Genomic DNA, 25,771 nt, shown 5'->3' on the forward strand with positions numbered 1-25,771 from the left:
TAGCATGCATCATTTTTTTGTAGAGCCTGACTATATAACTGAGGGCCAGGTAAGGATTACTGGTGATGATGTAAAACATATTACTAAGTCCTTGCGGTTAGGACCAGGTGATGAAATTAGTGTAGCTGACGGCAAAGGTAGAAGATATATGGTAGAGATAGCTGAGACGGGGAATGGTTTAGTTCTAGGCAATATTAAAGAAGAGTTTAGATCCAAAGTAGAACCGGAAGTAGAAGTAACCCTACTGCAGGGACTGCCTAAAAGCAGAAAGATGGATCTGATAGTAGAAAAATGTACTGAACTGGGAATAGATAAAGTTATTCCTGCAGAAACTAAAAGAAGTGTAGTTAAACTAAAACCAAGTAAAGCTAAACGGCGTCGAAAACGGTGGCAGAGGAAGGCAGAAGCTGCTGCTAAACAGTCAAAGCGGGCTCGGATTCCTGCTGTTGGTCAGCTAATGAATTTAACTGATTTATCTGAAATAGCTACTGATTATGATTTGATTCTTCTTCCCTGGGAGGAGGAATCAACCAGTAGTGTAAAAGAAGTATTGGGATCAGCTGCTGCAATAGAGAAGGTATTAATTATTATCGGGCCTGAGGGAGGCTTTACTGCCGAAGAAGTTGAGACAGCAAAACAGCTAGGGGCTAAATCGGTTAGTTTAGGCCCCCGAATCCTTAGAACAGAGACAGCAGGTCTGACTACTTTGAGTTTAGTTCTGTACGAATTAGGAGATTTAGGAGGCCAATAATGGAGCGAGTTGCATTCTATACCTTAGGTTGTAAGGTTAATCAATATGATACTGAAGCTATGATTAATCTCTTTACAGCAGCTGATTATGAATTGGTAGACTTTTCTGATGAGGCTGATGTCTATGTTATAAATACCTGTACTGTTACTCATCAAGGAGCCCGTAAGTCCCGCAAGATGGTTCGGAGGGCTAACCGGCGTAATCCCCAGGCTATAGTAGCAGTAGTAGGCTGTTATCCACAGGTATCACCAGCAGAGATTTTGGAGATTGATGGAGTGGATTTGATAGTAGGGACTGAAGGTCAGAGCAGGATAGTTGATTTAGTTGAACAGGCTAAACGTGCTGATGAATCCTTGAATTTTGTTCGGGATATAAGTGAAGCAGAAGATTTTGAAGAGATACCGCTTGATAAATTTGAAGAGCGGACCAGGGCTTCCTTGAAGGTGCAAGACGGCTGTGATAATTTCTGTGCCTACTGTATTATTCCGTATACCCGCGGTTCAGTTCGCAGTCGAAGAATAGAGGATGCTGTGGCTGAAGCTAAGCGGCTGGCTGCCAGCGGTTTTAAAGAGATTGTTCTAACCGGAATACACTTAGGGGCTTATGGTAAAGAAGTAGAGGAAGAGATTGATTTAGTTACTCTATTAAAGGAATTAATAGAAATTTCGGGGCTGGAACGGATAAGATTAAGTTCTATTGAAGCAACTGAAGTAACTTCAGATTTAATTGACCTAATAGCAACAGAAGAGAAGCTCTGCCGTCATCTGCATCTTCCTTTGCAGAACGGCAGTGATAAGATACTTGCAGCTATGAATCGGGACTATACTGTTCAGCAGTATGCCGATAAGGTAGCAGAAATTAGAAGTAATATTCCTCAAATTGCCCTTACTACTGATGTTATGGTCGGCTTTCCTGGGGAAACAGATGAGGATTTTGAAGCTACTTATCAGTTGATTGAAGAATTAGCTTTTAGTGATCTTCATGTTTTTAAGTATTCCAAACGAGAGGGTACTGCCGCAGCTAAATTTTCCAATCAGGTGCATTCGAAGTTAAAAAAAGAGCGGAGTGCTAAATTAAGAAAACTAGCAGATGACCTTGCGTCTCAGTACCGCAAGAAATTTTTAGGTGCGGAACTGGATGTTTTAATTGAAGAAGAGCGGGATGGAAGTACGGATCTGTTAACCGGTTTAACTGATAATTATCTACGGGTAATGATTGATGATCAGGATCAGTACCGAAAGGAATTAATAGAGGTTGAACTGAATAAGTTACAAGAAGATTACTTAATTGGAAAGATTACGAAGGGTTAAAAGAGGATTTTTCTCTATTGATCAAGAATATATTGAAAATGTAGGAGGAGGTGTTGGATTATGTCCAACTGTATCTTCTGTAAAATAGCTAATCATGAGATGGATAGCGATATTGTCTATGAAGATGAGAAGGTAGTTGCTTTTAGAGACCTTGAACCGCAGGCGCCAGTACATATTCTAATAGTACCGAAGAAGCATATTGCAACTGTTCTGGATCTGGCTGAAGAAGATAATGAATTGGTAGGCCATATTTATCAGGTAGCCAGTAAGATAGCTGAAGAAGAAGGAATTGCTGAAGATGGATTTAGAGTAGTTAATAATTGTAATGAAGCTGGGGGACAGACTGTCTTTCATCTACATTTTCATCTATTAGGCGGTAGAGATCTACAGTGGCCGCCGGGGTAAAATTTAAGTTAGTTTGTAAAAGAGCAGAGGAGGAAAAAAGATGTCTTTAAAAGATGAATTACTTGCTGATATGAAAGAAGCTATGAAGAACGGAGATAAGCAGAAACTGTCAGTTATCAGAATGACAAGAGCAGCTATTAAAAATGTAGAGATTGAGGAAAGTAAAGATTTATCTGATGACGAATTGATTGAGGTTTTAGCTAAAGAAGTAAAACAACGGAGAGAGTCGATTGAGGAATATAAGAAAGCAGGCCAGGAGGATACAGTCGAAGAATTAAAAGAAGAGATAAATATTTTAGAAGAATATCTTCCGGAGCAGCTTTCTGAGGAAGAGTTAGTTGATTTAGTTGAAGAAGTGATTGCTGATGTAGGAGCCGAAGATATGAGCGATATGGGCAAGGTTATGGGAGCTATCATGCCCAAGGTTAAGGGGAGAGCTGACGGCAGTAAAGTTAATGAGTTGGTTAGAGAAAGACTTCAGTAGTAAAATGAGATATGTTATTGATTATACTCGGTGCTGATGATAGGTGCCGGGTATTTTATATTAGAAAGGACTGAAGTAAAATGGTGGAGTATTTAAGGTTAAATCAGCGGTGGATGGCTTTAATATTAATCTTAGTGATAGGACTGTTACTTTCTTTTTCAGCCGTTGGTGAAGCTGAAGCAAAGACTATTTATGAGATTCCTGTTGAGGGAGAGATTAATCTAGGTTTGGCTAGATTTGTAGAACGCGGTATTGCTCAAGCTGAAAACAGTCAGGCTGAGGCTATTCTATTGACAGTGGATACCTTTGGCGGTTTAGTTAAGGCAGCTACTATGATTAGAGATGATATTTTGGGGACTGAGCTGCCGGTGGTTGCCTATGTTAAGAATAGAGCCTGGTCGGCTGGGGCATTAATAACTATAGCCAGCAGTGATATCTTTATGGATTCCGGCAGCAGTATAGGAGCAGCTGAAACTAGACCCCAAGAGGAGAAGATTATTTCTGCTTTTCGCAAGGAGTTTCAGACTACTGCTGAAAAGAGAGGAAGGGATTCAGGAATAGCTGCTGCTATGGTAGATGCTGATATAGAGATTGAAGGAGTAGTAGAGGAAGGAAAGATATTAACCTTAACAGCTAATGAAGCTGAAAAGTTAGACTTCATAACTGGAGTTGTAAATAGCAGACGGGAAGCTATAGCTGCTGCTGGTTATTCCCAGGCTGAAATTGAAAAGATAACTCCTAATCTGCGTGAGCAGCTGGCCCGGTTTGTTTCCAGTCCGGTAGTTAGCAGTATTCTATTAACTATTGGCTTTACAGCTTTAATTATTGAAGGAATCACTCTAGGTTGGGGTGGAGCCGGAACAGTTGGTATACTTTCTTTAGGACTATACTTTGGCGGTCGGTTAATGGCCGGCTCTGCTGGTTTAGGATTAATCTTCCTCTTTATAGTAGGAGTCTTTCTGCTAGGACTGGAAGTTTTAGTGGTGCCGGGGTTTGGCATAACAGGAATTGGCGGCCTTACAGCTGTTTTAACCAGTCTCTTCTTTACTTTTGAAAGTCAGCAGACAGCGGTCTATGTCTTAAGTATTTCTCTATTGACCAGTGTAGTAGGTTTAATAATAGCAGCCAAATACTTTCTAGAGAGTACTATCTGGAAGAAGATAGAATTAGGAACATCACAGACCAAAGATGAAGGTTACTCTAGCCATCAGGAAGCTAAAGAATTAGTCGGCAAACAGGGTAGAGCAGTTACTCCCCTTAGGCCGGCAGGAATAGCCAAAATAACAGGAAAAAGAAGGGATGTAGTTTCCCAAGGAGATTTTATTGCTGCTGGCGAAGATATAGAAGTAGTATCAGTTCGAGGTAGGCGGATAGTAGTTAAAAAAATTTAGATTAAGGAGTGAATTCTATGTTTGGAACTTTAATTATTGTAATTTTGGGATTGACTGGATTTGTATGGTTATTCAGCTATGTGATTCCGGTAGGACTCTGGTTGTCTGCTTTAGCTTCCGGGGTTAAAGTCAGTATCGGTACTTTAATTGGAATGCGCTTCAGACGAGTACCTCCAGCAGAGATAGTACGACCGATGATCAAATCACATAAAGCAGGTGTAGAGTTGGGAATTGACCGTCTGGAAGCCCACTATTTGGCTGGTGGAAATGTAGATCGGGTAGTTGATGCTTTAATTGCAGCCGAAAGAGCCGATATAGATCTTACTTTTGAGAGAGCAGCAGCTATTGATTTAGCCGGTAGAGATGTGTTAGAAGCAGTACAGATGAGTGTTAATCCTAAAGTAATTCAGACGCCGATGGTAACAGCTGTAGCTATGGATGGGATTCAGGTTCAGGCCAATGCTAGGGTTACAGTTAGAGCCAATATCGACCAGCTTGTCGGGGGAGCCGGTGAAGAGACCATTCTAGCCCGAGTAGGAGAGGGAATTGTTACTACAGTTGGTTCGGCCAATGCCCATACTAAGGTCTTGGAGAATCCTGATTCTATCTCCAAGACAGTATTGGAGAAAGGATTGGATTCCGGAACAGCTTTTGAGATTCTTTCGATTGATATCGCTGATGTTGATGTAGGTAAGAATATTGGAGCCCAGCTGCAGACAGATCAGGCTGAGGCAGATAAAGAGATTGCTCAGGCAAAGGCTGAGGAGCGCCGGGCTATGGCTGTAGCTCAGGAACAGGAGATGAAAGCAGAAGTACAGGAAAAGAGGGCCAAAGTAGTTGAAGCAGAAGCCGAAGTTCCACTAGCTATTTCTCAGGCACTGCGGGAAGGAAAGATGGGCGTTATGGATTATTTAAATTATCAAAATATCAAAGCTGACACTGAAATGAGAAACAGCATCTCCGGAGAAGAAGAGACTGTAATGACAGATGATGAAGAATAGATTAATAGGTAAGGAGGATTAGAATGGAGCTTTTAGTTCCAATTTTGATCTATTTTGGATACAGTATATTGGTAGCTGTAATAAAGAAATTAAAGAGTGAGTATCAGGAGTCTGATTTGGCTTCTTATACGCCTGATGAAATGCCGAAGTCAGAGAAACCTGAAGCTAACAAACAGCCTATTAATGGAGAAAAGAGTAAGGTTGAAGAAAGAAATAAAATTGAAGAGCCAGCAATAGAGATAAATAAAAAAGGAACAGCCCAGTTGGAATTGGAAGAAAAACGCCAGGAGCTGGAAGCCAGAAAGGCTGAAGCTGAAAAGAAGCAGCAGGAGGTAAGAGAAAAATTAAAATCTAAGCAGGAAAAGACTCCATCAGTAGCCAAACAGAATAATGGAAGATTAAATATAAAGAATCTGGACCGAAATATGCTGCGGCAGGGGGTTGTACTGGCTGAAATACTACAGCCTCCCCGTGCTAAGCGGCCTTATCAAGCAAAAGATTCTTCAGTCAGGGGGTTAAGTAAAGGGAAAGATGTTTCAGAACTTTATAAAGATGACTAAAGGTTATGGGCTGACAGATTTAAGAGATGATTTATTAGCTGGACTATCGGTGGCTACTATTGCTTTACCACAGAATATGGCTTATGCATTGATTGTAGGGGTTGATCCTGTTTATGGCCTTTATACTTCTATAGTGTCTATGATTGTTGCTACTTTTGTTGGAGTTTCCAATTATATGGTAGTTGGGCCGGCTAATATGATTGCATTGGCTATTGCCAGTAGTTTAGCTGCTTTTGAGGGGATTAATTACCTACAGGGAGTACTGTTGTTAACAATGATGGTAGGGTTGATTCAAATAATTTTAGGAGTTTTAAAGTTAGGTGACTTAGTTAAGTATGTTTCCCATTCAGTAATTGTGGGATTGACGACAGGAGTAGCCTTGATGATCGGTATTGGCCAACTAGGCAGTTTTTTGGGAGTAGCAGTAGAGAGCAGTACAAATATTTTTATAACAGTTTATCGATTGGGGATCAATCTTGACCAGCTCAATTATTATTCTGTAGCGATTGGTAGTTTAGCGATGATAATTATTATAATTAGTAAACAGATAGATTCCAGGCTGCCTTCATATCTATTAGCAGTTGTTGTTTCTATGTTAGTAACTTATTTCTTCAATTTAGATCAAGAATTAAAAGTAATTAATCAATTCTCATCTTCGCTACCTAGCTTTAGTCCGGTTAAGTTTGATTTAACTTTGGTACGGCAGTTATTTATTTCTGCATTATCCATTGCGATCTTAGGTTTTATTCAGGTGGTTTCAATAGTTAAGTCTTTAGAAAAAGAGACTGGCCAGGAAGTAGATCTAAACAGGGAGTTTATAGGTCAGGGAATTATCAATACTGTCTGTTCTTTCTTCAGTAGTTTTGCTATCTCTGGTTCATTTACAAATTCCTTTGCTAATTATGAGGCTGGAGCTAAAACCAGGTTTTCGGAATTGATTATTGCATTAGTTATGTTATTATTTATTCTTCTATTAAATTCTTTAGTGGAGTATATTCCTGTTGCTGCTTTAGCGGCAATAGTGATTATAGTAGCTTATAACATGATAGATATAACAGAGATAGTAAAGACCTTTAGAACTACCAAGTATGATGCAGTAGTTCTATCCACAACGCTGTTAACTACTATTTTAGCACCCCGTCTTGATTATGCTATCTATTTAGGTGTGCTAATTTCTACTATTATAGTTTTAAAGGATACAAGTGATATCAATTATTCTCATATCAGTTATGAGCAGGAAAAGAGCAAGTTTGTTGATCAGGACTTTGAAGAGGTTAAGAATGATGAATTGATAGTTATCAACTTGGCTGGAAATTTAAATTTCAATACATCGGAGAATTTAAAAGAGGAACTGGATGAAAGCTTTCAGGAGAATAAGATCTTTGTAATTAGAACTCGGGATGTAGAAAGTATTGACTTTACGACTATTAGAGAACTGGATAATTTCATTGATCGCGTTCAAAGATACGGCGGTGAGGTAATGATCTGTGGACTAGGAGATGATATCTTTGATCCGCTGGAAGAATCAGGTGTAATCGATAAAGTTAATCGCAGTAATGTCTTTAAGGCTGATGATTATATCTTTTCCTCAACTCAGGAAGCAATTAATGAAGCAGAAGACCGGCAGAACTGAAGTAAGGAGGGATAGCTGTGAATATTGGAATGATTATTGTCAGTATTCTGGTTTTACTGTTCTGGCTATGGGATGAACTTATTGAGCAAGGAGCTAAAATCAGTTTCCCTACAGCCTCCATGGCTTCGGATTAGTTTTAAGAGTCGCTCCAGAGAAATGTTGACTATTTGTAATAGATATATTGCTATGGTTATCATTAATGAAAGTTGCTGTAAGCACATATTAACTATTTGCGGTATTATAGAACAGAAATTTCATTGATCTGTGGTTTTAAACGCTTCCTCCAATAATTTTTGCACAATTAGTTGATATCTTGCAACAAGCAACTTTAAAGCAGCCCCATAAGAGAGAATAATTACCATATAAGCTAGAGTTTTAAAGTGCAGTTATAAGAGTAATTTATTGCTAATTGATTAGGGCTGATTTTTGGAGCGTTTGCAAGATATCAACTCTAAACTGCAACAATATATCAATATTTTATAAAGAGGAGTGGCCGAAAGGCCATTTTTTTATATTTAGAAACTATATAAATTGCGGAAGAGATTTGTTACTTTTAGTGATGATTATCCTTTTTCCGGCATAAATTTAGTACAAGAAGCGGTAAGGAGGGGTTTAGTTGTCTCAAGATAGAGAGTTTATTGAAGAACTTAAGAATAAATTTGCTGAGCTGTTTGAGATGCCGAAGGATACAGTTTTAGATGCTCCTCGAATCTCTATGGTGGGTAATATGGAGTTAACCTTGGAAAATCACCGGGGAATTATTGAATATACAGAGGATCAGGTTCGAATTAGAATCAATAGCGGACAGGTTGTTATTTCTGGGGCAGAATTAATTATTGCAGATTTAACCAAACAGACAGTTAATATTAAAGGACAGATTATAGATATTAGTTTTAAATTTTAATTAAAGGAAGTGATAAGGATGATCTTTAGATTATTATGTTTAATACGGGGGTATGTGATAGTTCAAATTTCGGGCTATGGTAAGGAGAAGTTAATTAATTTTTTAATGCGTAGTGATTTTAGAGTTTGGAATGTGAAACATAAGAAAGATCATTTTGAAGCTAAATTGAAGATGAAGGATTTTAAACAAATTCGTCCTTATGTGAGGAGAGCAGACTGTAAGGTGCGGATTAAGTCTAAACACGGTCTGCCTTACTGGTTGAGAAAGTTAAAGGTTAGAAAGTCTTTATTGGTAGGTGTAGTAGTAGCGGTAATGATGCTTTATTTACTCTCTTCTTTTATCTGGTCAGTTGAGATTCACGGTTTATCTGAACTTTCTGAAGAAAAAATAGTAAATTTATTAAAGGATTCTGGTTTTGAATATGGAATGTTAAAGCATACAGTAGATATTGAAGAACTGGAAAAGAAGATTGAATCCCATCGTAAGATAGCCTGGGCTGATATTGAGCTACAGGGAACTAAATTGGATGTTGAGATTGTAGAAAAAGTATTAGTTGAAGAAAAGGATAGAACTGATAAAGTAGTTGATGTAGTAGCTAAAAAAACAGGTTTGATTGAGGAAATTATTGTTTTAAAGGGAAAACCGGTAGTTAAAGAAGGGGAATTAGTACAGGCAGGAGAAAGATTAATCAGTGGAACGAGAAAGTATTATCCACAGGTTCCACAGCAAGAAGAATTATCTACCGAAGAGAAGGAGGAGTTGGAACCGAAGATAGAAAAGATGGCAGCCGATGGAATAGTTAAGGCTAAGGTATGGTACAGGAGCTATGCTGAAGCTAAGCTAGTTGATTATTATCAACAGGAAACTGCTGAGGTATTAGATAGTATTAGTGTTAGGTATAATAATTCTGAGTTCAATGTTTATGGACCGGATAAGCCTCCTTTTGCCCAGTTCAAGATTGAAATAGCGGTTAAATCTTTACCGTCATGGAGGAATATTGATTTTCCTATCGAATTAATTAGAAGGAGATATATTAAAGTCAAAGATTTTAAGGAAAGATTGAGTTTAGCTGAAGCAAAAGAACTGGCTAAGAAAAGAGCATTGGAGAAAGTACTGGATAGGGTCAGTGAAGATGCAGAGATAATTAATAAAAAGTTTGAGATAATATCTGAGAACCAAAAAGTGAATAATATAGTTAGAATTAAAGCATTAATTACAACTAAAGAGGATATTGCATTACAAAAAGTAAAAACTGTTCAGTAGGAGGTTAGGTTGGAATTGGATCAAGAAAAGATAGTACTACCTACTAATGAAGTAGCGAAGAAGATATTTGGACAACATGATCAGAATTTAAAATTGATTGAAGAAGAATTTGGGGTTGATGTTTTTGCTCGAGGTAACCAAGTACAAGTAGAAGGCGATAAAAGAGATGTTAAAAAAGTAGTTAAATTATTTGAAGAGTTAAATAAGATTACGGGTAAGAACCATACGTTGGACCAACAGGAAATGGAGTATGCAATTGAATTAGCTGTTGAAGATAAATTTGATTTAGAAGAGGTTTATTCTGATGTAGTTCAGGTTACTTATCAAGGGGAGAAGATAAAGCCTAAAACTTTAGGCCAGAAGATATATATCGATGCTATTCGCAACCATGATATTGTTTTTGGAATTGGACCAGCGGGCACCGGTAAGACTTATCTAGCAGTAGTAATGGCTGTTAATGCTTTGATGACTAATCAGGTAAGTAGAATTGTATTAACTAGACCTGCTATTGAGGCAGGAGAGAATCTCGGTTTTCTGCCTGGAGATTTACAGGAGAAGGTAGATCCTTATCTTAGGCCGTTGTATGATAGTCTGTATGATGTTTTGGGCACACAGAAAGTAACTGAACTTCTAGAACAGGATATTATAGAGATTGCTCCTTTAGCTTATATGCGGGGCAGAACGCTGAAGAATTCTTTTGTTATTTTGGATGAGGCCCAGAATACAACTTCAGCCCAGATGAAGATGTTTTTAACTAGGTTAGGAGTTAATTCAAAGGCTGTAATCAACGGGGATATTACGCAGGTTGATCTGCCTAGCCATAATGCTTCTGGTCTAGCAGAAGTACGTACAACTTTAAAGGATATTGAAGGAATTGAATTTGTATATTTGACTAATAAAGATGTAGTGCGGCACCGGTTGGTAAAGGAGATTATTGATGCGTATGAAACCCCATAGGGAGTGTAGCTAATGGGTTTGTTAGATGAATTTAAGGATAAGATCGAATCTGATGAATTACAGTTTACTCAGAATTCTACTGTTAGAAATTGGACCTGGGGAATTGTAGTTTTTCTTGTTTTAACTTTAATTTTAACGATAGATTTTATTCCTAATCAAGTTAATTTGGAAGTAGGACAAGTCAGTCCTAAAGATGTAGTTGCTCCTAAGACGATTGAATATGTTGATAAAGAGAAGACGGAAGAACTAAAGCAGAAGGCTGCCCAATCTGTTTCGAAGGTGTATATTGAGAAAGGGAATGTAATTAATAAAGTTCAGATTGAACTGAGCAATTTATTTCAGGTTGTTAGAAAGTATAATGATATTATTGCTGAGTCAAATAAGAATGAGGAAAATAAACAGAATAATGATGAAGAAACAGAAACCAGCAGTCAGAAGTTATCGAAAACTAAGAAGATAAAACAGATTAAAGAAGAAATCGAAATAGATGTTTCTGATCAGGTGATCGGCCGCCTTTTGGAAGTTGATCGGAATACATTTGATTATATCGAAGAAAAGACAAATAATATTGTAATTAAGTATGTAAAGCGCGGAATTAAAAGTGATGTTTTGAATGAGATTAGAGAGCAGATGAAGGCTGATGTGGAGTCGCTTTCGGCAAGTAGCCAGTATAAGTATGTTATTCAGGAATTAGTTCAGCAGGTGATTAGGCCTAATTTAATTCTAAATCAGGAAGAGACAGCCAAACGCAGGCAACAGGCCCGGAAATCGGTAAAGCCGGTTACAAAAAGGATTCAGAAGGGCGAAATAATTATTCGCCATGGAAAAGTAGTTACTGAAGAGGATATTAAGGTCTTAACAGAACTGGGATTGCGCCATAAGCAGATTAATTTCTTTGCGATTATAGGTTTGACTTTGACAGTAGCTACCTTTGTTATTATGTTTGTTGTTTATCTATTGCAGCATCAATCTAAAGCAGTAGATGATGAGGGAGTAGTAGCTTTATTAGGTATTCTACCGATTTTAACTCTGCTTTTAGCTAAAATTATGACCTTTTTTCCGATTGATAGACAGAGTTATTTAGTACCGGTAGCTGCCATGTCAATGCTGCTTACTGTATTGACTAATTATAACCTGGCTATTATGATAACAGTATTTGTAAGTTTCCTGGTTAGTTTAGTAACAGGAGGCGGTATATCAGGAGCGGCTGTTGGGGTAGTTGGTGGTTTAGCAGGAATCTACAGCGTTTCTAAGGTTAGTCAGCGTTCGGATTTGGTGCGGGCTGGATTCTACGTCAGCGGAGCCAGTGTAATGATGATTTTAGCTTTTGAGTTAAGCACTTCGCCGTTTAATCTATTGCATATATTGGAAATGATAGTCTGGGGGATCCTAAATGGAGTGTTAGCAGCAGTAATTACTAATGGATTTCTGCCTTATCTGGAGAATACTTTTGGAATTACTTCGGCTGTTAAGCTGCTAGAGCTTTCTAATCCAAATCAGCCGCTGTTAAAGAAGTTATTGGTAGAAGCACCGGGAACCTACCATCATAGTGTAATTGTAGGTAATTTAGCCGAGGCAGCAGCAGATGAAGTAGGAGCTGATTCTTTATTTGTTCGAGTAGGTTCTTACTATCATGATATCGGCAAGATTAAACGGCCGTATTTCTTTACTGAAAATCAGTTAGGTGATGAGAATCCACATGATAAATTATCGCCGACGCTGAGTACATTAATTATTACTTCCCATGTGAAGGATGGGATCGAACTGGCTAAGAAGTATAGACTACCGACAAAAGTGATTGATATCATAAAACAGCATCATGGAACCAGCTTGATTTCTTTCTTTTATCAAGAGGCCTGTCATGATGAGAAGTATGATAATATAGATGAGAAAGAATTTAGATATAATGGTCCTAAACCGCAGACTAAAGAAGCAGCTTTAATTATGCTGGCTGATATAGTAGAAGCGGCAACAAGATCGAAAGCGGAGGTGCAGAGTAATCCTGATAAATTAGAAGCATTAGTAAGAGGCTTAATTAGAAATAAACTGGATGATGGTGAGTTAGATGAATCGGACTTAACTCTTAAAGATTTAGATAAAATAGCTACTACTTTTGTTAAAGTATTAACAGGAATCTTCCATAGTCGAGTGGAATATCCCGATAATTTAGCTGAAGAGATTAAGGAGGAGAAGAATTTAAATGGAGGTTCAGATTAATAATCTACAGGATAAAATAGAGATTAATGATGGAGTAAGGGAGTTAATAACTGAAGTGGTTAGGGAAGTAGAGAAGAGTGAAGGAGTTAAGGCGCGAGAAGTCAGCATTGCCTTAGTAGATAATGAATATATTAAAGAGTTGAATGCTGAATACCGTGGATTAGATGAACCGACGGATGTTTTATCATTTCCATTAGGAGAAGAGATGTTAGGTGATATTATTATTTCATTAGAGCGGGCTGAGAGCCAGGCTGAAGAGTATAATCATTCGTTGGATAGAGAAATGGGCTTTCTAACTGTCCACGGCATGCTCCACCTTTTAGGCTATGACCATAAGGAAGAGGAAGCCAAAGAAGAGATGAGGAATAGAGAAGAGAAAGTATTAAACAAGCTTGATTTAGAAAGATAATAGGGGGTTAAATTTAGAGGAGGACTGAGATGGGGAATTTAACATCTATCTTAGAACTAGTAATGTTAGGATTTTTATTTATTCTGTCAGGCTTTTTCTCTGGTTCAGAGACGGCTTTGATGTCAGTTAATAGAGTTAAGATAAGACATTTAGCCCAAGAGGATGATTCTAAGGCTAAAATTGTAGATAAATTATTAGGGCAGCCAAATAAGTTATTGACTACCATTTTAGTAGGCAATAATCTAGTTAATGTTGCTGCTTCTTCGATTGCTACTGCTTTGGCTATTGAAATTTTTGGGACTAAAGGAGTAGGAATTGCTACTGCTGGAGTAACACTTTTTATTTTAGTCTTTGGTGAGATTACGCCTAAATCGTTTGCTACTCAGAATGCTGAACTGGCATCTAAGTGGGTAGCAGGCTATATTCGGATCTTTTCTTATCTATTCTTTCCTTTTATTAAGGTTTTAACCTTTGTAACTAACTTTATTATTAAGGCTTTAGGCGGTCAGCCGCAGAAGAATGAACCGTTTGTTACCGAAGAAGAGATTAAAAAGTTCGTTACTGTAGGAGAGAAAGAGGGCGTTATTGAATCTGATGAAAAAGAGATGATTAATAGCATTTTTGATTTTGATGATACGTTAGTTAAAGAGATTATGATTCCCCGGATAGATATGGTCTGTGTTGATATTGAGACTTCAATTGATGATTTAGTGGAGCTTATTATTGATTTGGGTTATTCCAGAATTCCGGTGTATAATGATACAGTGGATAATATAGTTGGAATTCTTTATGCTAAGGATCTGTTGACCTTTTTGAATACTGAAGAACCGACGGAGTTAAGAAAGATTATGCGACCGGCTTACTATGTACCGGAGACTAAAGAAGTAGATACGCTGCTTACTGAGCTGAGAAAAGAGAGAATTCATATGGCTATTGTACTGGATGAATATGGAGGGACTGCTGGATTAATAACAATTGAGGATCTTTTAGAAGAGATAGTCGGTGATATTCAGGATGAGTATGATGAGGAGGAAAACTTAATTGAGGTTATTTCAGATGATGAGATTCTAGTAGATGCTAGAATTGATATTGATGAAGTTAATGAAGTGCTTAATATACATCTACCGGAAGAAGATTATGAAACTGTCGGTGGATTTATTCTCAGTACTTTAGGTTATGTTCCGGAAACTGGCGAAGAATTGGAGTTTGAGAATCTAAAATTAATTATTGAAGAGACGATTCAGCGTAGAATTTCTGAAGTAAGAATCAAAACCAAAGTAGAAGAGGAAGCTCCAGAATCAGAAAAACAAGATTGATGGGTGTCTGTTGTAAAGTGGAGGCGAAAGGATAATGCTAAAAAATCTGCGTAATTATCTAATTACTGGATTGATAATTCTCCTACCTCTAGTAGTAACTATTTATATAGTAACCGTAATCTTTAGTGCAGTAGATGGGTTTTTAAGGCCGGTAATCGAGCTAGTAATCGGTAGATCGGTTTATGGTTTAGGCTTTATATTGACTTTAGCTGTAATTTTAGGAGTAGGGATTATTGGTACTAATGTTTTAGGTAAACGGCTTATAGAAGTAGGAGAGAAGTTTTTAACTAAAATTCCTTTAGTTAAGAATATTTATGTAACAGTCCAGCAGATAATCAATGCTTTATTTTTGAAGAATAAGACTGCCTTTAGAAAGGTAGTAGTGATTGAATATCCGCGTAAGGGATTATACCAGTTGGGGTTTTTAACCAGTGATGGGGTAGGAGAAGTCCAGCAGAAGACTGACGCAGAAGTTGTTAATGTCTTTGTGCCGACTACTCCTAATCCTACTTCTGGAAAGCTGGTCTTAGTGCCTCATAAAGAGATTACATATTTGGATATGACAGTTGAAGAAGGATTGAAGTTTATCATTTCTGGCGGAACAGTAGTTCCCAAAAAGAATGATATTAATCTGTTAAATAGTAAAGACTAAAGAAAAGATAGGAAGGTGCAAAATTATGGAAGATAAGCTGCAGGACAAGTTAATCAAAGCAGCTATTAATGCTCGTAAGAATGCCTATGTACCTTATTCGGAATTTGCTGTAGGTGCAGCTGTTTTAACTGAAGAAGGAAAGATTTATGGCGGTTGTAATATTGAGAATATCTCTTATAGCATGACTAATTGTGCTGAAAGGACGGCTATTTTTAAGGCGGTTTCTAATGAAGAAGATACAAAGATTAGAGCAATTGCTATTGTAGCTGATACAAAACATCCCTGTGTTCCCTGTGGTGCCTGCCGGCAGGTAATGATTGAGTTTGGAGATCGGGACCTAGAGGTGATCATGGCTAATTTAGCCGGAGATACTTTAATTAAAGAACTGGATGAATTATTCTGGGGTAGTGTCAATGAGGAGATTTTAGGATAAACATGGATTATGAAATTAGAGTAATAACAGAGTATAGTCAACAACTTTTGGATGAATTGATTCAAATAGAAGTTGATGCTTTCGGTCGGGGTGGCTTGAATAAATGGCATTTAGTACCGATGATTAACCACGGTCGGGTTTTTGTAATCTATAATAAAGATAAACCGGTAGGTTTAGCTGAGGTGCTGCGTGATTTTGAGGATTCTGAACTGGTTTATCTATTTGGCCTTTCGATTCGCAGAGAGTATAGAAATCAGGGGTTGGGAAGTAAGCTGTTGGAATATATTCTCCAGCAGCTGAGAGAAGAAGGATTTGATAAACTGGAGCTTACTGTTGCCCCTGATAATCAATCCGCTTATAGTCTTTATAAAAGTAAGTTTGGATTTGAAAAAGAAGAATATAGACCAAAAGAATATGGTAGAGATGAACCTCGTTTTGTAATGAAAGTTGATTTATAATAAATGGAGTGTGATGAAACCTTGAATAAAGAAGAAAACTTTAAATCAGGATTTGTTACAGTAATAGGTCAGCCTAATGTAGGAAAGTCTACTTTAATTAATCATTTAATCGGACAGAAGATAGCTATTACTACTCCTAAAAAACAGACAACTCGCAATAAGCTCCAATGTATTTTAACTCGTGATAACGCCCAGCTTATTTTTATTGATACGCCGGGAGTTCACCGGCCTAAGGATAAGATGGGGGAATATATGGTAGATACTGCCTATAAAGCTTTAAAGAAAGTAGAGCTTATTTACTTTATGGTTGATGCCCAAAAAGGAATTACTGATTTAGAAAGAAAGATAAATAATCAGTTATCTGGGATACAGACACCTACGATTATAGTCTTAAATAAGATTGATCTTGTTTCTAAAGCTAAATTAAAGGATGTAATTGAGTCTTGCCGCCGGTTGGGTGATTATGCCGAACTTATTCCTGTGTCAGCTGAAACCGGTGAGAATACTAATACATTAATAGATAAAAGTATTGAACTCTTACCTGATGGTCCTAAGTATTATCCAGAGGATATGGTTACTGATCAGATTGAACAGTTTGTGATTACAGAATTGATTAGAGAAAAGATTATGTACTTAACCAGAGAGGAAGTACCCCATTCTGTAGCTTTAGAAGTAGTTCAGATGGGTGAGAGGGAAAATAAGGATTTAATTGATGTTAATGTTAATATCTATGTGGAACGGGAGTCACAGAAAGGGATTATTATCGGTAAAGGCGGCAAGAGGCTCAAAGAGATTGGAAGGAGAGCTAGAGAGGATATAGAAGCTCTGTTAGGAAGCCAGATCTATCTTGATCTATGGGTAAAAGTAAGGAAAGACTGGAGAGATAAGGAGGATGCCTTGAAGATGTTAGGCTATCGGGGGTGAGGTAGACTGTGGAAGAGATGACAGCTGAAATCAAGAAGTTAATTGCTAGAGAAGATGAAGCTTTACTACAGCAGAAAGTAGATGAATTATATCCAGCAGACTTAGCGGAAGTATTAGTGGATACAACAGAAGAAGAGACAGAAGTTTTAGTAGATTTAATTGAAGAAGAAAAATTGGCCCATATTCTAGCAGAAGTTGATTATGAAGTAGAGAAGAAGCTGCTTAAGTTCTTATCCAATAATCGGTTAACCTATATTCTTGACGAAATGTATTCTGATGATGTAGTTGACTTATTAGGTGCGCTTAATATAGGTCAGACTAAAGAGTTTTTGACTCTGATGAAGCAAGAGGAAGCAGAACAGATTCAGCATCTATTGGGTTATGATGAAGAGAGTGCCGGGGGTCGGATGACCACTGAATATATTGCTATGAAGCAGGATAAAACTGTTGCTGAATCTATTCAGAAGCTGCGGGATATTGCTCCTGAGGCAGAGATGATCTATTATATCTATGTAGTAGATGAGAAACAGGAGCTTACAGGTGTACTGTCGATGAGGGAATTGATTGCAGCTTCCCCGGAAAAGAAGGTCAAGGATATTATGCATGAACAGGTGATTACAGTAAATCTTAGTTTAGACCAGGAGGAAGTTGCTCAGATAATATCTAAGTATGACCTATTGGCGGTACCTGTAGTTAATAGACAAGGACTTTTATTAGGAATTATTACTTTTGATGATATTCTTGATGTTATAGAAGAAGAGGCTACCGAGGATATGCATAAGATGGCTGGAAATGTTGAGGTTGATGTTGAGCATGAAGGTGAAGTTATTAATGGAGTCATAAGGAGACTGCCCTGGCTGATTATTCTTCTGTTTGCCAGCTTATTATCGGCAAATGTACTTGAGTTTTTTGAAGATGTACTGAATACAGTTGTGATTTTAACCTTCTTTATGCCGACGTTAGCGGGTACAGGAGGAAATGCTGCTACTCAGTCTTTGGCAGTAGTTGTCCGTGGTTTAGCAATTGGAGATATAAAGTCAAAAGAGATTTTAGGGTATCTATGGAATGAACTGAAGGTAGGAGTTTTGATTGCTCTTTCCTGTGGATTGATTATTGGATTGGTAGCTTTTATCTGGCAGGGGAATTATATGTTAGGTACGGTTGTTGGCTTAGCAATGATAGGTAATATAATAACAGCAACTGTTATAGGTACAGCTATGCCTTTTATTATAAATTATTTTGGAGCTGATCCTGCGGTGGCAGCAGGCCCTTTTATTACGACTTTAATAGATGTATTTGGCTATTTTATTTACTTTAGTCTTGCTAAATTATTTATAAATTATTTATAAAAGATTATGTGGGGGAGTGAATTAGAATGGCAATTAAACCGAAAGATATGGCGAAGATGCTTGACCATACTATTCTGAAGCCTGATGCTACTATTCAGGAAGTAAAAAAGAAGTGCGAAGAAGCTAAGGAATATGACTTTGTTTCGGTCTGTGTCAATCCCTGTTATGTACCGCTAGCAACTAAATTATTAGAAGACAGTTCTGTTAAAGTCTGTACAGTAGTTGGTTTTCCTTTAGGCGGAAGTATCACAGAGGTTAAGGCTTTTGAGGCTAAGAATGCAATTAGAAATGGTGCTCAGGAAATAGATATGGTGGCTAATATCAGTGCAATTAAGTCGGGAGAGTTTGGAGTAGTACATGATGATATTAAGACAGTAGTAGATGCTACTAAAGTTTCTGGAGTTACAAGAGAAGTAATTACTAAGGTAATTATCGAAACCTGTTATCTGACTAAAGAAGAAATAATTAAGACCAGTGAGATAATTAAGGATATAGGCGCTGACTTTGTAAAGACTTCGACAGGCTTTGGACCTGAGGGAGCTACTAAGGAGAATGTTGGCTTGATCAGAAAGACTGTCGGCCGGCCTGTGGGTGTTAAGGCAGCCGGAGGTATCCGTAACTTTGATGATGCTTTGGATATGTTGGATGCAGGAGCTAACCGGATAGGTTCGAGCAGCGGAGTAGCAATTGTGACTGGTAAAAGAAGAGAAGAGGATGAGGAAGAAGAGGAAGAATAGAAGCTAATCAAATTAGAATTTAGGTTATAGAAGCTATATAGCTGACTACTTATTATTAGTAGTTAGTTATATAGCTTTTTATTTTACATAAAAATTCTATCTAAATTTACTTAACTTATGGGTTAAGTATTGATATACTAATTATGTCTTGTATAAGTTAGTATATTCAAAATTTTTCTAATTTGTAATGATTAAAATCACAAAGTTTAGGAGTGGACATAAGATAATTAATAACTAATTATTCATATATAAATTTCAAATGGGGGGTAAATAGGTTGAGGAAGCGCTTTGTTAACCGGATTCGGCGGGAGATTATAGGAGTTGGGACCAAAGTACCATTAAATAATGGACGCCATATTCAGTATATAAATTTTGATAATGCTGCCAGTACTCCAGCTTTTAGAAGAGTTAATCATAAAGTTGAAGAATTTTTGGCTTGGTATTCTAATGTTCACCGCGGTTCTGGGTTTAAGTCCCAGTTGGCTACTGAAGTCTATGATAAAGTACGTAGGCTGGTTGCTGATTTTGTAGGGGCTGATTTTGAAGAGAATAAAGTTATCTTTTTAAAGAATACTACGGAAGCAATTAATAAACTGGTTGCTGCTCTTGATTTATCCCAAGATGATGTAGTAATTACTACTGTAATGGAGCATCATTCTAATATGCTGCCCTGGCGCAGTCAGGCAGAAGTAGTCTATGCTGAGGTAGATAAGAATGGTAGATTAGATATTAATGATCTAGAAAAGAAATTAGCTACCTATCACTCTAGGGTGAAGTTAGTGGCAGTCTCTGGTGCGTCCAATGTTACTGGATATTTGAATCCAATTCATAAGATAGCCCGCCTGGCTCATCGGTATAATAGTCAAATTTTAGTTGATGGGGCTCAACTGATCCCCCATCGATCTGTAGAGATGAAGGCTAATTCAAATACTGAACATATTGATTACCTGGCTTTTTCGGCCCATAAGATGTATGCCCCGTTAGGCTGTGGGGTGTTAGTGGGGCCAAAAGAGTGCTTTGCTGGCCAAGAGCCGGATTACAGCGGTGGAGGAACGATTGAAGCTGTTACTCTTGATGATGTCGTCTGGGCTGAGTCTCCGGAAAAAGAGGAAGCAGGGACCCCTAACATTGTTGGTGCTGTAGCTTTAGGGGCCAGTATTAAGATGATCCAAAAAATAGACTGGGAGGCCTTAATCGAGCAGGAGGAGAGGTTAAGAAAGTATCTGTTAAAACAGCTACAGCAGTTAGAAGAGGTAAAACTGTATGGAGCAATGGCTAAAGGAGTTCCTGACAATCAGGTAGGAGTGATATCCTTTAACCTTGACTCCTTCCATCATTCATTAGTAGCTTCTATTCTTGGTAGGGAATGGGGAATTGGGGTAAGAAGCGGCTGTTTCTGTGCTCAGCCTTATCTACACCGGTTACTGGATTTAGCTAATAGGGAGATAGAAGAGTTTAAGGATAAATTAAGGAGAAATGAAGATGTTAAAAGACCGGGATTAGTCCGGGTTAGCTTCGGATGTTATAATACGATTAAGGAGATACAGCGGTTAATTAAGGGCCTACAGTCAATTATTGACCGCCAGAAGAAGGGAGCTGATTTTAATGATGAACAGGAGTATGATTTTGAGCAGTATTTTAAACTATAAGTACATAATTAATAGGGGGTTAAATAATTTAGTGCTATCATAGGCTGCATCAATTACTAGAAAGTGAGCAACTTTTCCTTTTTGAATTGGAAATATCTTTTATTCAACAACCTACTTTAAAACAAAAAAAGACAGCAACGATCTACGCTCCAGCTACTGCAGACTCTAAGGAACCTATAGCAATCTCTCGACTACTATAGATCCTTTCCGAGCCTACAATAACCTTTGCTCGAACATGATAGAGCTATCTTGAGACCATGGGCAGTCTCTTGACTGCTAACCATGATCTTTACAGACTCTATCATGTTCTCAGGTCGATCAACATAGATCTCTGACGAGCCTAGGCAATAACCTCTTCGGGCTAAATTGTAGACTCTTTCAAAACCTATGCTGATCTTCGCATTGGCCATTATAGACCATAACAGCCTATAATGACCGCTGCTCGATTGGTTCAGATCCTAAATAAGATTTAGAACCTGAACCAATCTTCCCTCGACCGTTGCTGACTTCTTTTTCACTAACTATAATGTGCTGTAAAATAAGAAATTATACAGGTAAATATTGTATTTTTTGCTATAAAATCAAAGATAAAGATTGAATTCTGTTGTAATGGAAGTTTTAGAAACAATTCAAGTATTGGAATTAAATTATCTTATAATAATTTATATATAATTTGACAATTACTTATGAAGTTGCTAAAATAATATGCGGTATGAGTTAAAAACTTCATAGTAATATTTTTTTGCTCTAGATATAAATAAATATTATATTCAAAATAATTTATTCTTTGATTTAGTGAGAAGGATTATTTTAATTACCATTACATAATCATGATTATGTATTAATTAGTAGTTATGAAGTTCAAATTGAATTAGTAATTGATTATAATTTAGCTATTAGAAAGGGGTGTAATAATCTCTTTAAATCGAGGCCGATATTATTATTGAAAAAATTATGTTAGGAGGAAGACAGTTGTTTAATTATATTATTAAACGGCTAATTTTTTTGATTCCTGTGGTTATAATAGTGGCAATTGTTGCGTTTCTAATTACGCATGTAATACCCGGAGATCCAGTTAGAGTTATGTTGGGTAATTTTGCTAGCGAGGATCAAGTTATGCAGTTAAAGAGTCAGTTAGGAATGAATAAGCCGTTACATCTTCAGTTTATGCAGTGGATTACAAGGATAGTTAAGGGGGATTTTGGAAAGTCTTTATTTTTGAATATACCAGTAACTGAAGCTATATTAAGTAGAATAGAACCTACATTTATACTTGCTATAATAGGAGAAATTTTAGGCATAGGTATAGGGGTTCCAATGGGAGTTATTGCTGCGGTTAATCATAAAAGTTGGATTGATCAATTATCAATAACTGTGTCTTTGGCAGGAGTATCAATTCCGAGTTTTTGGCTATCATTGATGCTTATTTTAGTTTTTGGTGTAAAATTAAGGTGGTTTCCTGTATGTGGTTACGAACCGTTAGCAAAAGCAGGTTTAGGTTCAATAAAGTATTTAATATTGCCAGGAGTAACTTTAGGTTTTATGCAGAGTGGATTAATTGCAAGGATGACAAGAAGTGCTATGTTAGATGTTTTGAAGCAGGATTATATTAGAACAGCCAGGAATAAAGGGCTTGCTGAAAGAGTTGTTATTGCTAGGCATGCTATGAAGAATGCTTTAATTCCTGTAGTAACAGTAATAGGGCTTAATTTAGCAGTCTTACTTGGCGGAACCTGGATTGTTGAAACTGTATTTAATATTCCCGGAACTGGTTCATTAGCAATAAATGCAATTATGAAGCGAGATCTACCTGTTATTCAAGGATGTATGATATTTATAGCAATATTATATGTATTGATGAATCTGTTTGTTGATATAAGTTATGCCTTCATAAATCCGAAAGTTAGATATAAAAATAAAGGGGGCGGAGCATGAAAGATATAAATGCCTTTCTTAAGGAAGTAAAGCAGCATCCCTACATAATAATAGGAGGGACAATAGTGATTGTAGCAATCTTGATGTCATTATTGGCCCCATTTCTTACTTCCTTTAATCCAACGAATGTAGATGCTAAGAACAGACTTCTTTCACCTTCAATTACCCATCCTATGGGAACTGATCAATACGGAAGAGATATTATGAGTAGAGTATTATTCGGAACAAGAAGTTCTATTGAAGTGGGGGTATCTGTTGTATTGCTGACTACGATTTTAGGTGGTATTGCAGGAATTGCAGCTGGATATTTTCCAAAATTGGATAATGTAATAATGAGAGTACTTGATGGATTCATGGCATTTCCAGGAATTATTATTGCCATTTGTCTAGCAGCTATCTGGGGAGCAGGAAAACTAAATATTATTTTGGCATTATCTTTTGCTTACTTTCCTAAAATGGCTAGAATAGTGCGTAGTTGTGTAATGACAGTAAAAGAGTCGGACTGTGTTGAATCCGCTAGATCAGTTGGAGCTAAAAATATGTATATAATTTTCAAATATATATTATTGAATTCATTATCGCCAATAATTGTACAAGCTACTTTTAGTTTTGCAATGGCTATATTAGATGAAGCAGCTTTGAGTTTCTTAGGAGTAGGTATCACTCCTCCTAATCCTAGTTTAGGTGGAATGATTACTGATGCTAGAGATTTTATGGCTGTTGCCCCATGGGGGATATTCTTTCCAGGATTTATGATAATAGTAATTGTTTTAGGATTGAATCTTTTAGGTGATGGACTGCGGGATGTATTAGATCCCCGGTTACAGGGAAAGTATTAGATAATAAAATGGAGGAGTTATAAGTGAAAAAAATTTCCCAGATAAAAAATAGAAGTGAAAAGTTAAAGAATATAATAGCACTTTCTATAGCTTTCTTTTCAATCATTATGCCTGTTGTGATTTTCAGTGTAAGTACAGTTTTTATATTTTTTATAATTATTAAAATATTAGTTTGAAAAAGAGGGATAAAATATGAAGTCAAGATTGCTTAAAGTAAATAATCTTAGGACATGTTTTCATACTAGTGAGGGAAAGGTTCCGGCTGTAGATGGTGTGAACTTTCATTTGAATAAAGGAGAGATTGTAGCTATAGTTGGAGAGTCGGGAAGTGGAAAAAGCGTAACTGCACTTAGTATAATGAATTCTATACCTAGTCCGCCTGGAAGTATAGAAGCGGGAGAAATAATATTCAATAATGAAGATATATTAGAAAAGTCCGAAAAAGAAATGAGAAAAATTAGAGGCAACGAAATTTCAATGATATTTCAGGATCCAGGGACTGCTTTGAATCCAGTCTTTACTATCGGACGACAGATTAGTGAGTCTCTTGAACTTCATAAAGGATTAAGTAGAAAAGAAGGGAAGAAGCAAGCTGTAGAACTTCTAAGAATGGTGGGGATTCCGTCGCCGAAAGAATGTATTAGTGAATATCCTCATCAGTTAAGTGGTGGAATGAAACAGCGGGTGATGATTGCGATGGCTTTATCATGTAAGCCAGAGTTGTTAATAGCAGATGAACCTACAACTGGACTTGATGTTACTATTCAGGCTCAGATCCTTGAGATAATGAAAGATTTGAAAGAAGAATTGGAGATGGCTATTCTTATAATCACCCATGATTTAGGTGTTGTTGCCGAGATGAGTGAAAGGGTTGTTGTTATGTATGCGGGAAAGGTTGTTGAAATAGCTGAAGTTAAGGATTTATTTAAGCATCCTAAACATCCTTATACTCGAGGATTATTGGCTTCAATACCAAGTTTAACTAAATCAGAAGATAGGCTTAATGTAATTGGGGGATCTATACCTGAACCTACTGAACTTTCCGAGGGATGTAGTTTCTATGAAAGATGTGAGTATGCTAAAGAAATATGTAAAAAAGAAGAACCTTCTCTTAGAAATATAGCAGATAATAGATATTTAAGCTGTTGGATAGATACAAAAGAGTATATAAGTGAGGTAGTAGTATGATAGATAAACAGCAAGATGATAATATTTTGAAAGTAAAAGATTTAGTTAAATATTTTACCGTTACCAGTGGTATTTTCTCCGAAGAAGATAGTGTTAAAGCTGTTAATGGAATTAGTTTTAATGTAAAAAGAGGAGAGACATTAGGGATAGTTGGAGAATCAGGCTGTGGAAAATCAACCGCTGGTAGAACTATCTTGAAATTACTTGAACCTACAGAGGGGAAGGTGATCTTTAATGGAAAAAATATATATGAAATGACTGATGAAGAATTGAGAAGATTAAGAAGGAATATGCAGATAATTTTTCAAGATCCGTTTGCTTCTTTGAATCCAAGAATGAAAGTAGGAGAATTAATAAAAGAGCCTTTAAGAGTTCATGGAATTGAAAGTAAAAAAGAAAGAATTAATAAAGTTAAAGATATCATTGAGGTTGTGGGGCTCAATGAATCCCATTTAAACAAGTATCCTCATGAATTTTCTGGGGGCCAAAGGCAGAGAATCTGTATTGCAAGGGCGCTTATACTGAATCCTAAATTCATTGTTTGTGATGAAGTAGTTTCGGCTTTGGATGTATCTATTCAGAGTCAAATTATAAATCTTTTAAAGGATCTCCAAGATCAGTTTGGACTGACTTATATATTTATTTCTCATGATCTTTCAGTTGTTAAACATATAAGTGATAGAATAGCAGTTATGTATTTAGGTGAAATAGTTGAGTTAGCTTCAATAGATGAACTTTTCAATAATCCAGTTCATCCATATACAAAGGCGTTGTTATCGGCTATTCCGGTTCCTGATCCTGAGGTGAATAAAGAAAGAATAATTCTTGAAGGTGATGTGCCTAGTTCTAGAAATATGCCTAGTGGATGTAGTTTCCATACTAGATGTCCTTATAATGAAGAGATTTGTTCTTTAGAAAAACCAAAACTTAAGGAAAAGGGAAATGAGCATTTTGTTTCGTGTCATTTAAAGTGTTCTTAAATGAAGCTTATTAAATTATAAAACTA

At 36.9% G+C, this 25,771-nt stretch carries 25 protein-coding genes; all 25 read left to right on the forward strand.

The features are described 5' to 3' along the window. The first annotated feature begins 4 nt into the window (after positions 1-4). Positions 5-751 carry a 16S rRNA (uracil(1498)-N(3))-methyltransferase gene (locus acear_RS03265; RefSeq protein WP_013277595.1) on the forward strand — a complete coding sequence of 249 codons (747 nt, stop codon included), beginning with the start codon at positions 5-7 and terminating at the stop codon, positions 749-751. Further along, a complete protein-coding gene (mtaB, locus tag acear_RS03270; protein WP_013277596.1) occupies positions 751-2,061 on the forward strand; it encodes a tRNA (N(6)-L-threonylcarbamoyladenosine(37)-C(2))-methylthiotransferase MtaB in 1,311 nt (436 codons plus the stop codon). Before acear_RS03265 ends, mtaB begins: the two co-directional genes overlap by 1 nt. A 60-nt stretch (positions 2,062-2,121) precedes the next feature. Next, positions 2,122-2,466, forward strand: a complete 345-nt coding sequence (locus acear_RS03275; RefSeq protein WP_013277597.1) for a histidine triad nucleotide-binding protein — start codon at positions 2,122-2,124, stop codon at positions 2,464-2,466. Between the two features lie 40 nt (positions 2,467-2,506). Next, positions 2,507-2,950, forward strand: coding sequence for a GatB/YqeY domain-containing protein (locus acear_RS03280; RefSeq protein ID WP_013277598.1), 444 nt, complete (start codon positions 2,507-2,509; stop codon positions 2,948-2,950). Positions 2,951-3,033: 83 nt separating this feature from the next. Then, on the forward strand, positions 3,034-4,341 hold the full coding sequence (locus acear_RS03285) for an NfeD family protein (RefSeq protein WP_187286634.1): 1,308 nt from the start codon (positions 3,034-3,036) through the stop codon (positions 4,339-4,341). A 17-nt stretch (positions 4,342-4,358) separates the two neighbouring features. Then, the gene (gene floA / locus acear_RS03290; RefSeq protein WP_013277600.1) at positions 4,359-5,342 is read left to right on the forward strand and encodes a flotillin-like protein FloA; all 984 of its coding nucleotides are present in this window, start codon (positions 4,359-4,361) and stop codon (positions 5,340-5,342) included. Positions 5,343-5,365: 23 nt separating this feature from the next. Then, on the forward strand, positions 5,366-5,902 hold the full coding sequence (locus acear_RS03295) for a hypothetical protein (RefSeq protein WP_013277601.1): 537 nt from the start codon (positions 5,366-5,368) through the stop codon (positions 5,900-5,902). Further along, positions 5,874-7,535, forward strand: coding sequence for a SulP family inorganic anion transporter (locus acear_RS03300; protein ID WP_013277602.1), 1,662 nt, complete (start codon positions 5,874-5,876; stop codon positions 7,533-7,535). Before acear_RS03295 ends, acear_RS03300 begins: the two co-directional genes overlap by 29 nt. A 616-nt stretch (positions 7,536-8,151) precedes the next feature. After that, positions 8,152-8,439 (forward strand): sporulation protein YqfC, encoded by a 288-nt coding sequence (gene yqfC / locus acear_RS03305; RefSeq protein ID WP_013277603.1) that lies wholly within the window; start codon positions 8,152-8,154, stop codon positions 8,437-8,439. Between the two features lie 18 nt (positions 8,440-8,457). Beyond that, positions 8,458-9,702 (forward strand): sporulation protein YqfD, encoded by a 1,245-nt coding sequence (gene yqfD / locus acear_RS03310; protein WP_013277604.1) that lies wholly within the window; start codon positions 8,458-8,460, stop codon positions 9,700-9,702. 9 nt (positions 9,703-9,711) lie between these two features. Next, on the forward strand, positions 9,712-10,659 hold the full coding sequence (locus acear_RS03315) for a PhoH family protein (RefSeq protein ID WP_013277605.1): 948 nt from the start codon (positions 9,712-9,714) through the stop codon (positions 10,657-10,659). Between the two features lie 12 nt (positions 10,660-10,671). Beyond that, positions 10,672-12,876 (forward strand): HD family phosphohydrolase, encoded by a 2,205-nt coding sequence (locus tag acear_RS03320; protein ID WP_013277606.1) that lies wholly within the window; start codon positions 10,672-10,674, stop codon positions 12,874-12,876. Further along, positions 12,860-13,285, forward strand: a complete 426-nt coding sequence (gene ybeY, locus acear_RS03325; protein ID WP_013277607.1) for an rRNA maturation RNase YbeY — start codon at positions 12,860-12,862, stop codon at positions 13,283-13,285. The genes acear_RS03320 and ybeY overlap by 17 nt, the downstream gene beginning before the upstream one ends. A 29-nt stretch (positions 13,286-13,314) precedes the next feature. Beyond that, the gene (locus acear_RS03330) at positions 13,315-14,601 is read left to right on the forward strand and encodes a hemolysin family protein (RefSeq protein ID WP_013277608.1); all 1,287 of its coding nucleotides are present in this window, start codon (positions 13,315-13,317) and stop codon (positions 14,599-14,601) included. Between the two features lie 34 nt (positions 14,602-14,635). After that, positions 14,636-15,253, forward strand: a complete 618-nt coding sequence (locus tag acear_RS03335; protein WP_013277609.1) for a DUF502 domain-containing protein — start codon at positions 14,636-14,638, stop codon at positions 15,251-15,253. Positions 15,254-15,278: 25 nt separating this feature from the next. Continuing rightward, positions 15,279-15,686, forward strand: a complete 408-nt coding sequence (locus acear_RS03340; protein ID WP_013277610.1) for a cytidine deaminase — start codon at positions 15,279-15,281, stop codon at positions 15,684-15,686. Between the two features lie 2 nt (positions 15,687-15,688). Next, positions 15,689-16,144 (forward strand): GNAT family N-acetyltransferase, encoded by a 456-nt coding sequence (locus tag acear_RS03345; protein WP_013277611.1) that lies wholly within the window; start codon positions 15,689-15,691, stop codon positions 16,142-16,144. 3 nt (positions 16,145-16,147) lie between these two features. Continuing rightward, the gene (era, locus tag acear_RS03350; RefSeq protein WP_013277612.1) at positions 16,148-17,068 is read left to right on the forward strand and encodes a GTPase Era; all 921 of its coding nucleotides are present in this window, start codon (positions 16,148-16,150) and stop codon (positions 17,066-17,068) included. Positions 17,069-17,085: 17 nt separating this feature from the next. Continuing rightward, positions 17,086-18,417, forward strand: a complete 1,332-nt coding sequence (gene mgtE / locus acear_RS03355; protein WP_041667483.1) for a magnesium transporter — start codon at positions 17,086-17,088, stop codon at positions 18,415-18,417. 26 nt (positions 18,418-18,443) lie between these two features. After that, positions 18,444-19,154 carry a deoxyribose-phosphate aldolase gene (deoC, locus tag acear_RS03360; RefSeq protein ID WP_013277614.1) on the forward strand — a complete coding sequence of 237 codons (711 nt, stop codon included), beginning with the start codon at positions 18,444-18,446 and terminating at the stop codon, positions 19,152-19,154. A 275-nt stretch (positions 19,155-19,429) separates the two neighbouring features. Next, on the forward strand, positions 19,430-20,803 hold the full coding sequence (locus acear_RS03365; protein ID WP_013277615.1) for an aminotransferase class V-fold PLP-dependent enzyme: 1,374 nt from the start codon (positions 19,430-19,432) through the stop codon (positions 20,801-20,803). 954 nt (positions 20,804-21,757) lie between these two features. Beyond that, positions 21,758-22,738 (forward strand): ABC transporter permease, encoded by a 981-nt coding sequence (locus acear_RS03370; protein ID WP_245526696.1) that lies wholly within the window; start codon positions 21,758-21,760, stop codon positions 22,736-22,738. Continuing rightward, entirely contained in the window at positions 22,735-23,577 is an 843-nt protein-coding gene (locus acear_RS03375) for an ABC transporter permease (protein ID WP_013277617.1), read from the forward strand. The genes acear_RS03370 and acear_RS03375 overlap by 4 nt, the downstream gene beginning before the upstream one ends. A gap of 192 nt (positions 23,578-23,769) precedes the next feature. Further along, positions 23,770-24,765: an ABC transporter ATP-binding protein gene (locus acear_RS03380; protein WP_013277619.1), complete on the forward strand. Its 996-nt coding sequence runs from the start codon at positions 23,770-23,772 to the stop codon at positions 24,763-24,765. Then, the gene (locus tag acear_RS03385; RefSeq protein ID WP_013277620.1) at positions 24,762-25,745 is read left to right on the forward strand and encodes an ABC transporter ATP-binding protein; all 984 of its coding nucleotides are present in this window, start codon (positions 24,762-24,764) and stop codon (positions 25,743-25,745) included. Before acear_RS03380 ends, acear_RS03385 begins: the two co-directional genes overlap by 4 nt. Positions 25,746-25,771 lie beyond the last annotated feature (26 nt).

Origin of the sequence: Acetohalobium arabaticum DSM 5501 (genome assembly GCF_000144695.1) — a bacterium.
GTDB classification, from domain to species: Bacteria; Bacillota; Halanaerobiia; order Halobacteroidales; family Acetohalobiaceae; genus Acetohalobium; species Acetohalobium arabaticum.